The organism is Streptomyces sp. NPDC059373 (assembly GCF_042751495.1).
Classification (GTDB): domain Bacteria; phylum Actinomycetota; class Actinomycetes; order Streptomycetales; family Streptomycetaceae; genus Actinacidiphila.
Window position 1 is genome coordinate 29,688 of the sequence record NZ_JBHYXC010000026.1, and the last position, 14,304, is coordinate 43,991.

The window sequence follows — 14,304 nt, forward strand, 5'->3', positions numbered from 1 at the left end:
ACACCACCGCATCCAGGAGAATCAGGTCATGAGCAACCCCCAGCAGCTGCGCTACAGCAAGGAGCACGAGTGGGTCTCCGCCGCCGAGGCGGGAGTCTCCACCGTGGGCATCACTTCGCACGCCGCCGACGCGCTCGGCGATGTCGTGTACGTCCAGCTCCCGGAGGTCGGCTCCACGGTCACCGCGGGCGACACCTGCGGTGAGCTGGAGTCGACCAAGTCGGTCAGCGACCTGTACGCGCCGGTCACCGGCGAGGTCACCGAGGTCAACCAGGACGTCGTGGACGACCCGGCACTGGTGAACTCCGCCCCCTTCGAGGGCGGCTGGCTCTTCAAGGTGAAGGTCGGCGAGGAGCCGGACGACCTGCTCTCCGCCGACGAGTACGCCTCCTTCACCGGCAACTGACCTGACGTAGGAACCAGATCGGGATACTGATGTCTCTCCTCAACAGCTCCTTGCACGAACTCGACCCCGACGTCGCCGCCGCCGTCGACGCCGAGCTCGACCGCCAGCAGTCCACCCTGGAAATGATCGCCTCCGAGAACTTCGCCCCGGTCGCGGTGCTCGAGGCCCAGGGCTCAGTGCTCACCAACAAGTACGCGGAGGGCTACCCCGGCCGCCGCTACTACGGTGGCTGCGAGCACGTCGACGTCGTCGAGCAGCTCGCCATCGACCGCGTCAAGGCGCTCTTCGGCGCCGAGCACGCCAACGTACAGCCGCACTCGGGCGCGCAGGCCAACGCCGCCGCGATGTTCGCGCTGCTCTCCCCCGGTGACACGATCCTGGGCCTGAGCCTCGCCCACGGCGGGCACCTCACCCACGGCATGAAGATCAACTTCTCCGGCAAGCTCTACAACGTGGTGCCCTACCACGTGGACGCCGAGACCGGTCTGGTCGACATGGAGGAGGTCGAGCGCCTCGCCAAGGAGAACCAGCCCAAGCTGATCGTCGCCGGCTGGTCCGCCTATCCGCGCCAGCTCGACTTCGCCGCCTTCCGCCGCATCGCGGACGAGGTCGGCGCCTACCTGATGGTCGACATGGCGCACTTCGCGGGCCTGGTGGCGGCGGGTCTGCACCCCTCCCCCGTCCCGTACGCGGACGTGGTGACCACCACGACCCACAAGACGCTCGGCGGCCCGCGCGGCGGTGTCATCCTCTCCAAGGCCGAGCTGGCCAAGAAGATCAACTCCGCGGTCTTCCCCGGCCAGCAGGGCGGCCCGCTGGAGCACGTCATCGCGGCGAAGGCGGTCGCCTTCAAGGTCGCGGCGTCCGACGACTTCAAGGACCGCCAGGTCCGTACCCTCGAAGGCGCCAAGATCCTCGCCGAGCGTCTGGTCCAGCCGGACCTGACCGAGGCGGGCGTCTCGGTGCTGTCGGGCGGCACGGACGTGCACCTCGTCCTGGTCGACCTCCGCAACAGCGAGCTCGACGGCCAGCAGGCGGAGGACCGTCTCCACGAGGTCGGCATCACCGTCAACCGCAACGCCATCCCGAACGACCCCCGTCCCCCGATGGTCACCTCGGGCCTGCGCATCGGCACCCCCGCCCTTGCCACCCGCGGCTTCACCGCCGAGGACTTCCGCGAGGTCGCCGACATCATCGCCGAGGCCCTCAAGCCCGGCTTCGACGCCGACCAGTCCAAGGCGCTCGGTGCCCGGGTCTCCGCCCTCGCGGCGAAGCACCCGCTCTACCCCGGCCTCAAGAAGTAATACGTACGTCCCGGTGGGGGCGGCCCGGTCCCGTTCCCGGCGCCCCCACCAACCCCACCCAGGGAGTCACCCGTGGCCATCTCGGTCTTCGACCTCTTCTCGATCGGCATAGGCCCGTCCAGCTCCCACACCGTGGGCCCCATGCGCGCCGCCCGCATATTCGCCCGCCGCCTCAAGAACGAGGGCCTGCTGGCGCACGTCACCTCCGTCCGCGCCGAGCTCTTCGGCTCCCTCGGCGCCACCGGCCACGGCCACGGCACCCCCAAAGCCGTCCTCCTCGGCCTGGAGGGCAACTCCCCCCGCACGGTCGACGTCGAGAACGCCGACGCCGAGGTCGAGCGAATCCGTACCTCCCGGCGGCTCAACCTCCTGGGCACCCATGAGATCGAATTCGACGAGTCGTCCCAGCTCATCCTCCACCGCCGCCGCTCCCTGCCGTACCACGCCAACGGCATGACCCTCTTCGCGTACGACACCGACGGCGCACCCCTGCTGGAGAAGACGTACTACTCCGTCGGCGGCGGCTTCGTCGTCGACGAGGACGCGGTCGGCGAGGACCGCATCAAGCTCGACGACACCGTCCTGAAGTACCCCTTCCGCACCGGCGACGAGCTGCTGCGGCTCTCCCACGACACCGGCCTGTCCATCTCCGGCCTCATGCTGGAGAACGAGAAGTCCTGGCGCACCGAGACCGAGATCCGCGGAGGCCTCCTCGAGATCTGGGGCGTCATGCAGGCCTGCGTCGCCCGCGGCATGTCCCGCGAAGGCATCCTCCCCGGAGGACTGAAGGTCCGCCGCCGCGCCGCCAACTCTGCCCGCCAGCTCCGCTCCGAAGGCGACGCCCTCGCCCACGCCATGGAGTGGATCACCCTCTACGCGATGGCCGTCAACGAGGAGAACGCCGCCGGCGGCCGCGTCGTCACCGCCCCCACCAACGGCGCCGCCGGCATCATCCCCGCCGTCCTCCACTACTACGTCAACTTCGTCCCTGGCGCCGATGACGACGGCGTCGTCCGCTTCCTCCTCGCCGCCGGCGCCATCGGCATGCTCTTCAAGGAGAACGCCTCCATCTCCGGCGCCGAAGTCGGCTGCCAGGGCGAAGTCGGCTCCGCCTGCTCCATGGCCGCCGGCGGCCTCGCCGAAGTCCTCGGCGGCTCCCCCGAAAAAGTCGAGAACGCCGCCGAAATCGGCATGGAACACAACCTCGGCCTCACCTGCGACCCCGTCGGCGGCCTCGTCCAGATCCCCTGCATCGAACGCAACGGCATGGCCGCCGTCAAGGCCGTCACCGCCGCCCGCATGGCCATGCGCGGCGACGGACGCCACCACGTCTCCCTCGACAAGGTCATCAAGACCATGAAGGAGACCGGCGCCGACATGAAGGTCAAGTACAAGGAGACCTCGCGCGGAGGACTCGCGGTCAACGTCATCGAGTGCTGACGGAACACACGCTGGTCTGCGGCTTCGTCTCTTTCGGGGCTGTCAGGGCCTTCCCTGCTTGCACCGCGAAAAGTCCCTGGAAAGTCCCTCGGACAGAGCTGAAAGTCCCTGAAAAGTCCCTGGGAAATCCCTCGCGAATGGGCGTCTGGTCCGGGGGTTGGCGGCACCTGCTCAAGGGCGAATGTCCCTCGGCCAAAGCCGCCCGGCGGCTCATCGCGGAGCAGACATCGGCAACGTGATGACCCGCACCTCCGGTGCGGGTCAGGGTTATCCGCGACGTGCGGCCAGACCTCTGGGGTCCTCCACGGCGCCGCCTGGGGATACAAACCCGGCACCTACGGCTGCGCCATGCCCCGGGGCGTTGCCGCACTTCGTCCTCGCGGGGGCAGTCGGCCCCTTCGGCCGCCTGTGTCCCGGCGTTCTCGGGTGAGGCGCGGCAGGGGCTGCCTGGGGCGCACAGCTGCCGTGCCGACGCGGGGAGTTGTCATGTGCGGATGAGGAGTAGGGGGCCGGACTGCGTCCCGGCGGCTCTCGCGCCGGCGCGGTGCGTCCGGCATCGTCGGGCCCTATTCGGCGATCGCCGTGCTGTAGGTCCACCGGAGGACAGGCAGACGGCAGCCGTCGATCTCGACGGTCTCGTCGGTGAGTTCGTAGTGCTCGTGGCGGCCGTAGTAGGCCAGAATCACTCGCTCCGGCGGGCCCTCTGTCTCGGCCGACCGCACCCCTTCCAAGGCTGCCGGTCCACCCTTGAGCAGAATGTCGTACATGGTCATCGCTCCTGTCGTATGTGCTGAGGAGAGTCGGGTTCACTCCGGACAACCGAAACGAACCGGCGGACGGTCACGGAATATCGAGGCTGGTCGTGCGGTCCCTGTCAGGGGGAGACGAGAGCGAGGTACGCGGGGAGATCGCTCACGGGCACCCCGTCGATCGCCATCAGGTTCTCCGCCAACATCCAGACGGCGATGGTTGTGCTGACCCAGCCGACACCGGCCATGACCCGTACCGCCGAGCCCTTCGCTCCGGGAATCTGCGTCAGTCCCCGGTAGATGAGCGGTGTGCCGCCCGCCTGCCACGTCTGTCGCATGAGGGCTAGCGGGGCGGTGCACAGACCGCCGAGGATGAGGGTGTCCAGCGGTGCGATCTGGTACCAGTGCCCGCCCCAGAGCGAAAGCGCCTGCACCCACTCCGCGTACATGTCCATCGAGTAGGTGCCCGCCATGATGAGCGCTATCTCGACCATTCCCTGGATCAGGAAACTAGCCAGAAAGAGCACCCCGAAACGCCGCGCCGCTCCCCAGTCGGGCCGACTGTGGAAGAGCCGCCGGGTCACGCGGTCGACGATGAGGATGGGGAGCATCATCGCGGCGTAGTCCAGCCCGCCGGGCGAGATCACTGTGGCGAACTCGTCGCCGTAGTACATGGCGTTGCCGAGGAAGGGGACATCCGTGAGCCAGGTGTCCCAGTGGAACACGTACGGGTTCCACTGCAAGGCACGTCCGCAGAAGACGTCCAGCCACATGGTCAGGAGCCAGCCGAGAAAGATCGTCGTATCGAAGCCGGGACGGCCCAAACGCCGCCACTCGCGCGCGGCGATGACCGCGCACCCTATGACCGCGAGGAGGATCACCACTTCGGTGATCCGGACCGTCACCGCAGTCAGGTCCGGCAGCGATGGAGGGCGGGTGTACGTGATCTTCCACCCACCCCGTGCGGCCCAGTGAGCCAGCGTCCATGCCTGCATGCCGAGGAACAGCAAGCCGAGCACCGCGAACACCCGTCCAGGGGCGAGCAACCGCTTTCTGATCACGTGCTCCGCAGCGGTGTCCTGGTAGTTATGACGCACCGTCATTCCTGTCCCCTTCCCAACTCCTGTCGCGGCTTCACACGAGGGCTGCCAGTTGGCGCCCGCGGTCCCGGCTGCAACCGGGACCTACCGGCCGGCGAGTACGGATCCGGCGAACAGCGCCGCGTCGAAGGCGACGCGGGCGCGCGTGACGGCAGGCCCGGATCACCAGGTTGGCGACCCGCACGATGCGGACCGCGCAGACCGCTGCCCATGCCCAGAGCGCCATGACCCACGAGTTGGAGACGGTGCTGTTCCCGTTGCCGGTGACGCGCGGTTTTTCGTCGGCGGTCCCGGGGGTGAGGACGGTGGATTGCACCACGACGGCGAGAATGCCGACCGCATCCCACAGCAGGACGGGGCGGACTTTGGTGCGCCGTCGGCCGGTCGGCGGCGGTGTGGCGGGGTGGGCGCGCAGCGCGGATCACAGTTGTTCCCTCGTGGCGGAATGGGCAGCATGATCTGGGTGCGGTTCTGGGACCGGGTGATGGCGGGGTGGTGCACCGGGACCGAGCAGGACGTCCCACAGAGCGGCGGGAGTGGCCAGTCGGTGCGCAGGTGCGGACAGGGCGACCGCCGCGAAGAACGCAGCGGAGGCGGCGGGCCGGGTGGTGGCGGCGGTGCGCAACCGGTCGGCGGCGTACTGGGCGAGGCGAACGGCCGGCCCGGGGCGGGGACCGGTGGCGCCGGGGTAGCGGATGTCCTCGGTGGTGCACAGCAGCCATGGCAGGTCTGCGGTGCGGCACACGGTCTGCTGGATGCGGTGGCATTCGGTCGGCGACGTGAGTGCGCGCAGTCCGGTGGTCCGCAGTGCCTGGCGCAGGGCGAGCGCACTGTGCGCGGCGACGCTCATGCCTTGTCCGTACAGCGGGTTGAACGTGGTGGCGGCGTCGCCGATCACGAGGAGTCCGGCCGGCCAGGCCGGGGCCCGGTCGTAGTGGTGGCGGCGGTTGGCGGTGTTGCGGTGGGCCACGGTCCGGCCGGCCGGTTCGGTCCGGTCGAGGAGTTCGGCGATCAGGGGGTGGCGCAGGGAGGAGGCGAAGCGGCGGAATCCCGCATCGTCGGTCGGCGGGTGCGCGCCGAGGGTGCCGGAGAGGGTGACCATCCAGCAGCCGTTCTCCACGCGCAGGAAGAAGCCTCCCCGCCCAGGCTGGCCGCACCGCGGGTCGGGCTGGATGGTGACGCAGTCGGGCAGGGGCTGCGCTGCGGTCGGCCGGAGCAGCCGGCTGGCGTAGGCGAGCTGGGAGTCGACCACGGTGGTGCGCACAGGGGGCAGGCCGAGTCCGGTGAGCCAGCGTGGGGTTCGGGTGGAGCGGCCGGTGGCATCGACCACGAGGGTCGCGGCCAGTGTGCTCTCCGCCCCATCGGGGCGGCTGCGGGTGAGTACTCCGGTGACCCGTCCGGCGGAGCCGAGCAGGCCGACGGCCTCGGTGGCCGGCAGGAAGCGGACCTGTGGGGTGAGGTGGGTGCGCAAGGTGTGCTCGATCAGGGGCCGGGTGGCTCCCACGAGGTAGTGCCGGGTGGGGAAGGGGTGCATCCAGCCGTGCGGGCCGTAGATCTGCGTCTGGTGCGGCAGTCCGATGCGGTGGGCGCCGTGGGAGTACAGGTCGGCCATGGTCCCCGGCAGCAGGGCATCCATGGCCTCGGCGCCGCTGGACAGCAGTCCGTGCAGATGGCGTCCCTGGGGTACGCCGGCACGCGGGGCCGGACCGGCGGGCGGCCGGTCCCGGTCGAGGACGGTGACCTGTGCGCCGTGGGAGGCCAGTGCGGCGGCGGCCGTCAGTCCGGCGATACCGCACCCCAGTACGATCACCTGGGCGGTCATGGCTGCTGCACTCCTCGATTCAGCCCGCGGGGCGCTGCGGCGGGTGCTGTCCGAGGGCTCCTGTCCGCCGCCAGGGCTGCGGCCACCTGGTCGGCGTCCGTGGCCCGGTAGGGCGGGACCGCCATCGTCGCGTCACGGGGCAGGCAGGCAGCGGTGAGCCCAGTGAACATGGGGCGCACCCCGACCTCGACGAACGTTCTGGCGTTCTCGTCGTCGCAGAGGGCCCGGACCGAGGCGATGTGGTGCACAGGGGCTGTGAGGCTTTGCACGATGCGCAGGGTGAACTCCACCAGTGGGCGGCTCGCGCCGATGACGAAGTGCCGGGTCGGGGCCGGGCGCATCCAGCCGGGCGGTCCGGACAGCAGAGCCCCGTCCGACAGCGGGATGCGCTGCGCGCCGGCGGCGAGGAGGGCCTGCAGGGTGCCGGGCAGCAGGGCGTCCATGGCGCGGACACCCGTCGAGAGCAGGCCGTGCAGATGACGGCCGTGCGGTACGCCTCTGCGTTCGGCGGGCCCATCGGTCAGCCTGTCGCGCTCGACGATCGTTACCGCGTCCATGTGCGGGGCGAGTGCCGCGGCGGCGGTCAGTCCGGCGATGCCGCAGCCGAGGACCACCGCGTGCCCGCTCACGGCTGGTCCTCGACCTGGGCGCGGCTGATGTCGGCGCCGAGCATTATGGCGCTTTGGATGATCTCTGCCGGCCAGGGACCGGGCTCGTAGTGGTCACCACGTCGGTGGGCGCTGGCCCACATCTGCTCTCCTCGGGCGACGAGTTCGCCCTCCTCCTGGCCCGGCTCGGTGATGCGGTGGTACTGGAACTCCGCCTTCATCAGGTGCATGCGTGCCCAGGGGACGGTGAGCCGGATCGCGACCCGGTCGCCGTACCAGAGCTCTTTGAGGTATTCGCAGGAGCAGGACTGGGTGAGCATGGCGTAGTCGCCGGAGATGTCGCTGCTGAACATGGGCGCGGTGAGGATTCCGGCCTGCTCGCGGCAGCGGCCCTGCCAGTCGATGAGGCGGGCGTAGTAGACGGGGCCGACGGCGCTGGTGTCGCCGGCGGTGACGGTGTGTTCCAGCGTGAACCAGCGCTCGGGTGTGTCCGTCCGGTTGCCGGTGCCGGTCGTTGTTCCGCCGCGGCGGGTCACGCTGTCTCGATGCGTCATGGGGTTTCTCCCGGGGCGGGCAGGGTGACGAGGGCGGTCGCGTACCCCGTGCGGGGCGGGGCGGGGCGGGTGACCGGCCAGGCGGCCGGCGGGGCCGTCAGGTCGTACGCCAGGCACGAGCCGTACTTTTGGCACGGACCGTCGGTCGGCGTGGCCAGGTCGACGTCGACCTCGGTGAAGCAGCGGGCCACACCTCGCCCGGTGGCCTTGGCGACGGCCTCCTTCGCCGTCCACACGGCGTGGAACGCAAGGGGCCGCTCGCGCGGGGCGAGCCCGGTCACGGCGGCCCGCTCACGCGGCGTGAGGGCGTAGCGCAGCATGCGTCCGGTGGCCCGGTCCGCGCGGACACGTTCGACGTCCACGCCCACCGGTGACCCGTCCCCGGTCATCGCGAGGACTGCGAGCGGCCCGCAGTGGGAGACGCTGAACCGGGTGCGCGGATGCCCGGCCAGCTCCGGTCGGCCGTACCGGTCCGTGCTGATGGTCACCCCCTGCACCGGCAGTCCGGTGCGGAGCGCGATGGCCTGCTTGACCAGGGCTCGGCGGACCACGAAGCGCCGCCGCAGCAGCGTGGTGGGCAGGGCGCAGGCCCGCTGTCGCTCGACCGCGTCGAGCAGCGGCCACCAGCGGTCGGCCGGCCGGTCGAGGCGGAGCCAGAACACGTCGGCGGTGGGGGCGGGGCGCGTCATGGCCGCCACTCCGGGTAGCCGACCGCCGCCGGGAGCTGGTCGGTGACGCGCATGTCGAGCCCGGTGACGGCCAGTTGGACCTCGCCGTTGCGGGTTGCTGCCACCGCGCGGTCGTCCTCGGTCCGGAACCACAGGTGCAGGCCCTCGGGATGGTCGCGGAGGAGTTCGGTGTCGGTGGAGCCGGTGAACAGGTCGATGCGGGCGATGGCGACGGGTACGCCCATGACGTGGCCGCCTCCTGGCTGCGGCACGTAGCGGAACAGGCGGGCGGTGGAGTCGATGAGCAGGGCCGGTACGGTGAGGCGCGCGAAGATTCCGTCGGGTTCGAGCCGGGGCAGCCAGAGCGCCTCGCTGCCCTCGGGGCCCGCGCAGGGGCGCAGATTGGTCCGCCAGACCCCGGAGAGCTGGACCGAGCAGTCGGGGCGGGCGCTCGGGCACTCCTCCATGGGCGGCTGCGGAGGCGGGGCCTGTACGGCGGGTGCTGCGGGCCGCTCGCCGAGAACGACGCCGACGCGGCAGTGCGGGCGTCCCCGCAGTAGCACCCGGCCGGTGCGCGCGACAAGGTCGGAACGGAGCTCGACCCGAACGCGCCCCGGCCCTGTCACGCCGGCCGTGATGTGGCACACGGCCTCGGCGCCCTTCGGGTCGGTGTAGAGGGGGTCTTGGATGGCCATGTCCCGGAAGCCGGTCACGTCCGTGCCGGGCAGCAGCTGCCGGGCCGCTTCTGCGGCCAGGGCGAGCATCATCACGGCGGGCAGCAACGGACGCCCGTCGACGAGGTGTTCGGCGAGATGGGTGTCGCGGCGAGGGTCCGGTCGCCAGGTCCACCGGGCGTCGATGGCGGTGACGTGGTCGGGCGGGCCGAGCAGCCCGCCCTCGGGCGGCGGATCCGGGGCGAACGCCGGTGCGCCGCCGGTGCTCCAGCCCTGCCGCAGCCCGAGCAGGGGTGCGGGGTCGAGGGGACGGGGGGAGGCGAGTTCGGCGAGGAAGGCGTCGGCCCCCTCGGCGTTGCTCATACCGTCGGTGCCCAGGCGCCGGGCGATGCCGCCGGCGAGGTGCTTGACCATGCCGGTGTCCCGCCACAGACCCCAGCCGATCGTCACCTCGTCCGTCGTGGACTTACCTGCCGACAGGTGCTGATCGGCGCGCGCGGCTGCGAGCAGGTACTCGTTGGCTGCCGCGTAGTCGGTGTCGCCCGCGTAGCCGGTCAGTCCGCTCGCGGACCCGAAGCTGCACCACAGGCGTGGTGCCGGGTCGGCGAACGCCTCCTTCAGGTGGTGGTATCCGGCGACCTTGGTGTCGCGTACCGTGCGGAAGTCGTCCAGCGTCTTGTCCGTGGCGGCGGCCGACCGGATCTGCCCGGCTCCGTGGATAAGCAGGTCCACGGAGCCGTCCTGCTCGTGGACGCGCCGGGCCGCCCGTACGACCTGGTCGCGGTCGCGCAGGTCGCATACCAGGTAGTGGACGCGGTCTGCGCCGCACAGTGCGCGCAGGGCGCGGAGAGTCAGCTGAATTTCGCGAGAGCGCAGAAGCGCGTCGAAGCGCCGGTTGAGCGCGGCGACCGTGAGGCCCGCGCCGGTGCGCAGCTCGCGCGCCAGCCAGGCGCGGCGGGCCTCGGTGAGCCGGTCGTCGGGGGTGTCGAGCAGCTCTGCCGGAACATCCCCCTCCGAGGTGGTGCCCAGGAGCCAGATCCGGGGCCTCGCCCGGCGCGCCAGCGCGAGAAGGCACGCCGCGGTGGCGCCACGGGCGCCGCCGGTCGCGACCACCACGAAGTTCCGGTCCAGTGGCGGTGGCGCAGTGCGGCGACCAGCGGGCAGCGGGGCGTCACAGGCCACCTCGGCGTACCGCAGGCCCTGCCGGTACTGGACGATGGTCCGGTCGCGGCGCGCGGTCCGCTCGGTGGCGACCTGCGCGAGCCCGGACTCAAGACCGGCGTCGCTGACCACGGCGCTAACCGGGCATGGCAGTTCCAGGGCGAGGCTGCGCAGGAAGCCGGTGAGCAGCGTGAGATGGGGGTGGGTGGTGTGGCCGCGCAACGGGTCGAGCAGCAGTGCAACGACTGATCCTGCCGCCTCGGGGTGCAGCTCGCGGACCGCAAGCAGGACGCACTCCTGCAGACTCAGCAGCGACGGGGGCGGCGGCGCGGGCCAGACGCACTCGGGGCGTCGGACCGAGGCGACGACGAGCAGATCGCCGCAGCGTCCTGCCGCCCTGCGGGCATCCCGTACGGCTTCGGCGACGGCTGCTTCCTCCGCCCCTGGCCCTGCGAGCGTAACGACCTCGTCCCGCGCGGTGCCGGGATCGGTGCTGACGATCCGGGCGCCGTGCCGGCGGGCCAGGGGCGTCAGTGACCGGGCCAGGGTGGCCGAGTCGACGAGGATCAACGTGCCGGGACGGATCGCGGTGTCTGCCGCCGAACCGGGTGACGAGAGCTCGACCGGGACGGCGTCGCGGCGTCGGTACGCGATGACGGAGCGAGAAACGAGAGTCGGCCCGGAGCCGGGCCCGGCGGGTGTCATGCCCTGTGCGGCCTGGGTCACTTCCGCGTGTTTCGCCCGTGGGGTTGCCCCTTCGTGTGCGGTAGCGGGTGTCTCTTCTCCCGCGACCGGCGGCATTTCGTCCTGTGCGGCCGGGGGTATGCCGTCGCGTACAGCAGGATTCGTCTTTCCCCGTACAGGAGTGGGCCGTTCCGTCGTCGTGACCGCGAACGCCTCCTCCCGTACGGCCGTGTCCCGAGGGGACGTGGGCACCGACACGGGGGTCACCACGACACGTGGTCCCGGGTCCCGGTTGCGTACGGCGGCAGCGGGCATGCCCGCGTACACCGCGCGCAGGACGGCGAGGGCGCCCTCCGCGCCCTGGTAGTCGGGTGTGTCCTCGGAGAGTCCGATCTCCGGGACCTCCTCCGGGGCTGTGCCGATGGCGCCTGGGGCCACGGTCCGCAGTTCGGCGAGTACGGGCCAACCGTGCTGCTCGGCACGCGACTTGCGGGTGAGCACCAGCAGGACGGCGCCCTCCGCCAGCTGCCCTGCCCGGCTGCCGGTCAGCGCCTCGGCCAGCGGGCCGGTGTGGCCGGCGGTGCCCAGCACCAGGGCCATGTCCAGCTCCCCGGAGGCGAGGTAGCGGCAGGCCGTGTGCAGGGCGGCCTGGGTGGAGGAGTGCCCGGCGTCGAGGGCGAGTGCCAGGCCGTGCAGCTGGTGCCGGTTGGCAATCTGGCAGGAGATCATGTTGGCGAGTTGGCCCGGCATGCTCGCGTCGTTCGCCGCGGGCAGCCGCACGCGCAACCGGTCCAGGTACCCGCGCAGTCGATCGCCGCTCCTGGTTCCGCGCGCGGCGTCGGCGGCTGCCAGTAGGTCGTCGGCGGCGACGCGGACGGTGTACTCGGTCATGGCACGGGTGGGTCCTGCGTGGCCGGTGAACACCCCGGTGGTGTCCCGGTACGGCTCCCACAACTCGCCGTGCCCGGCGGCGAACCGTGCCGTGGCCGAGATCGCCATCAGATGCGTACGGTCGATGCTGCGCGCGCTGACCGGGGGCATCCGCAGCTGCCGGAAGGGCGGCAGCGGATAGTCCTCGCCGAATACGGCGGCGGGCACGGGCCCCCGGCCGCGCAGCCAGTCCACGATGTCCTGGTCGGACGGCTCACCGGGCAGGTGGGTGCTCCAGCCCACCAGGACCGCCGGATCGGCGGCGGTCCCGGGGCTGTCTTGCCGGGTCTCTCCTGGTGCCGCGCCGGCGGGCGGTGGGGAACCGTGCGCCGCCTCGGGGCCGTGCACGACGAGGTGGGCGTTTCCGCCGCCGAGGCCGTAGGCGCAGATGCCGGCCGTACGGATACGGCCGGCTCGCGACAGCCATGGGGTGTCGACGGTCGGAACTGTGAGGTTCCCGGCGCGTACGCCGTCCGGCAGGCGGGAGAAGTAACGCTCTGCCGGGATGCTTCCGTGCCGCAGCGCGAGCAGGACGTGGACGAGGGAGACCGCGCCCGCAGCCCATGCGCCGTGCCCGACCAGCGGCTTGTTCGAGGTGATCAGATGGTGGGCGTCTCCGGCGAGTTCGGCAAGCCCCTCGAGTTCGGCGGTGTCGCCGACCCGGCTGCCGGTGCCGTGCCCCACGATCCAGTCGACATCAGCGGGTTTCAGGCCGCCCACGCCGCGGGCACGCAGCACCGACAGCTTCTGCCCCTCCGGGTCGGGCGCCACGACGCTTCCACTTCCGTCGACGGAGGCCCCGAAGCCGCCGAGCAGGCCGAGGATCTCGTCGCCGTCCGCCAGAGCCCGGTCGAGACGCTTGAGCGCGACGACGACGGCCGCGTCCGAGAAGAGGACTCCGTCGGCGTCCGCGTCGAACGCCCGTACCTGGCCGCTGCGGGAGAATCCCTGCGCCTTGGAGAACAGCACGAGGTCGCGGCGCGGCCCGGTGTTCGCACCGCCGCACAGCACCAGGTCCCGTTCCCCGGCCAGCAGGGCCTTGACCGCCAGATCGACGGCGTACAGGGAGGAGGAGCAGGCGGCATCGACCGCCTGGAACTCGCTGCCCTCGGGCAGCAGCCCCGCGCCCGCGTCCCGGATCATCCGGTCGGCGAAGGCCGCACGGGGGTGTTGCGGAGTGTGCGGGTAGCGGGCGGTGAGCAGTTCGCGCAGGGGCTGCGCCTCGTCCTCGGTGTCCGTGGCGGCGTCGGCCGTCGCCCGCAGCGTGGCCTCTTCGAGGGCGAGGCTTCCGGGCGGCACGGCGATGTAGGCGCCCATCCGGTCCGTCTCGTCGCGGGTGACTCCGTCCAGCGACTGCCGCAGGCAGCGGCGCAGCATCAGGCCGGTGCCGTCCAGTCGGACGGCGGTGCCTTCGTCGTCCGGGTGTACGGGCACGGCGTGCGGGTATCCCGCGGCCCGGATGTACGACTTGTCCTCGGCCTTCTCGTCCGGCGCGTACCAGTGTTCCAAGGAGAAGTGGCCGGGTTCACCGAACACGTTCTGGTCCTGGTTGAGGACGCCCCAGAACTCCTCCGGACTGTTGGCGCCCGGAACGACCATCCCCATGCCCACCACCGCGACCGCCCGGGACGCCCCGGAGGGGCCTGCCTCTGCCGGGGCAGGGGCGGGTTCCGGCGCCGGGGTGAGGAGCGCGACGACGTCGGCCAGGCGGGTGGCGAACCCGTGGCCGCCCGCGCCGGTGCCCGCGTCCATGACCGTCTCCGTCCGCACCCGCAGCGGTACCGAACTCACCGCACAGGGGACCGTGATGTCGACCAGGGTTCCGGTGCGGTCGGCCATGAGCGGTGCGGCGGCCTCGTGGCACCAGCGCACCCAGTCGGCAGGGGAATCGGCACCAACTCGCGACGCGCCGTCAGCCGCAGCGCCGACGGCGCAGGTGACCAGCGCGTCCAGGCGGCGGCCCGACTCGCCGACGGAGGCGAAGAGCGTGCGGACGCCACTCCTGGTCTGCCCCATGTCTCCCGCGCACTGGCCCGATCCGCCCTCGGCGTGCACCTCGGCGAGGGTCTGCTCGGCGTCCTCCAGTCCGCCACCGTACGCCAGGACCACATGCGCACCGCGTCGCGCGCAGCCGAGGGCGACGGCTCGCCCGATCCCGTGCCCCTCACCCACGACCATGACCGTCCGGCCGGCCAAGTCCCCCC

At 71.6% G+C, this 14,304-nt stretch carries 10 protein-coding genes; 3 read left to right on the forward strand and 7 right to left on the reverse strand.

Translation table 11 applies throughout. From position 1 onward, the window contains the following. Positions 1–28 precede the first annotated feature (28 nt). The 3 genes from gcvH (at position 29) to ACFXJ5_RS28435 (ending at position 3,150) form a co-directional block, all read left to right on the forward strand. A complete protein-coding gene (gcvH, locus tag ACFXJ5_RS28425; protein ID WP_384636975.1) occupies positions 29–406 on the forward strand; it encodes a glycine cleavage system protein GcvH in 378 nt (125 codons plus the stop codon). A 29-nt stretch (positions 407–435) separates the two neighbouring features. Beyond that, positions 436–1,710: a serine hydroxymethyltransferase gene (glyA, locus tag ACFXJ5_RS28430; RefSeq protein ID WP_384636978.1), complete on the forward strand. Its 1,275-nt coding sequence runs from the start codon at positions 436–438 to the stop codon at positions 1,708–1,710. A 72-nt stretch (positions 1,711–1,782) separates the two neighbouring features. Then, complete coding sequence (locus tag ACFXJ5_RS28435; protein WP_384636981.1) at positions 1,783–3,150, forward strand: L-serine ammonia-lyase; 1,368 nt, start codon at positions 1,783–1,785, stop codon at positions 3,148–3,150. 566 nt (positions 3,151–3,716) lie between these two features. Here the strand turns inward: ACFXJ5_RS28435 and ACFXJ5_RS28440 are convergent. The 7 genes from ACFXJ5_RS28440 to ACFXJ5_RS28470 form a co-directional block, all read right to left on the reverse strand. After that, positions 3,717–3,917: a DUF5988 family protein gene (locus ACFXJ5_RS28440; protein ID WP_384636984.1), complete on the reverse strand. Its 201-nt coding sequence runs from the start codon at positions 3,915–3,917 to the stop codon at positions 3,717–3,719. 107 nt (positions 3,918–4,024) lie between these two features. Next, positions 4,025–5,002 (reverse strand): spirocyclase AveC family protein, encoded by a 978-nt coding sequence (locus tag ACFXJ5_RS28445; protein ID WP_384636987.1) that lies wholly within the window; start codon positions 5,000–5,002, stop codon positions 4,025–4,027. Positions 5,003–5,420: 418 nt separating this feature from the next. After that, complete coding sequence (locus ACFXJ5_RS28450; protein ID WP_384636990.1) at positions 5,421–6,821, reverse strand: NAD(P)/FAD-dependent oxidoreductase; 1,401 nt, start codon at positions 6,819–6,821, stop codon at positions 5,421–5,423. Next, entirely contained in the window at positions 6,818–7,450 is a 633-nt protein-coding gene (locus ACFXJ5_RS28455; RefSeq protein ID WP_384636992.1) for a hypothetical protein, read from the reverse strand. The genes ACFXJ5_RS28450 and ACFXJ5_RS28455 overlap by 4 nt, the downstream gene beginning before the upstream one ends. Next, a complete protein-coding gene (locus tag ACFXJ5_RS28460; protein WP_384636994.1) occupies positions 7,447–7,983 on the reverse strand; it encodes an acyl-CoA thioesterase in 537 nt (178 codons plus the stop codon). Before ACFXJ5_RS28460 ends, ACFXJ5_RS28455 begins: the two co-directional genes overlap by 4 nt. Continuing rightward, the gene (locus ACFXJ5_RS28465; RefSeq protein WP_384636997.1) at positions 7,980–8,672 is read right to left on the reverse strand and encodes a 4'-phosphopantetheinyl transferase family protein; all 693 of its coding nucleotides are present in this window, start codon (positions 8,670–8,672) and stop codon (positions 7,980–7,982) included. Before ACFXJ5_RS28465 ends, ACFXJ5_RS28460 begins: the two co-directional genes overlap by 4 nt. Next, complete coding sequence (locus tag ACFXJ5_RS28470; protein ID WP_384636999.1) at positions 8,669–14,272, reverse strand: SDR family NAD(P)-dependent oxidoreductase; 5,604 nt, start codon at positions 14,270–14,272, stop codon at positions 8,669–8,671. Before ACFXJ5_RS28470 ends, ACFXJ5_RS28465 begins: the two co-directional genes overlap by 4 nt. Between the last annotated feature and the right edge of the window lie 32 nt (positions 14,273–14,304).

Bases quoted from the DNA above. Each gene is read 5' to 3' on its own strand.
- gcvH (WP_384636975.1), top strand. From the start codon at position 29: ATGAGCAACCCCCAGCAGCTGCGCTACAGCAAGGAGCACGAGTGGGTC.
- glyA (WP_384636978.1), top strand. From the start codon at position 436: ATGTCTCTCCTCAACAGCTCCTTGCACGAACTCGACCCCGACGTCGCC.
- ACFXJ5_RS28440 (WP_384636984.1), bottom strand. From the start codon at position 3,917: ATGTACGACATTCTGCTCAAGGGTGGACCGGCAGCCTTGGAAGGGGTG.
- ACFXJ5_RS28445 (WP_384636987.1), bottom strand. From the start codon at position 5,002: ATGACGGTGCGTCATAACTACCAGGACACCGCTGCGGAGCACGTGATC.
- ACFXJ5_RS28450 (WP_384636990.1), bottom strand. From the start codon at position 6,821: ATGACCGCCCAGGTGATCGTACTGGGGTGCGGTATCGCCGGACTGACG.
- ACFXJ5_RS28460 (WP_384636994.1), bottom strand. From the start codon at position 7,983: ATGACGCATCGAGACAGCGTGACCCGCCGCGGCGGAACAACGACCGGC.
- ACFXJ5_RS28465 (WP_384636997.1), bottom strand. From the start codon at position 8,672: ATGACGCGCCCCGCCCCCACCGCCGACGTGTTCTGGCTCCGCCTCGAC.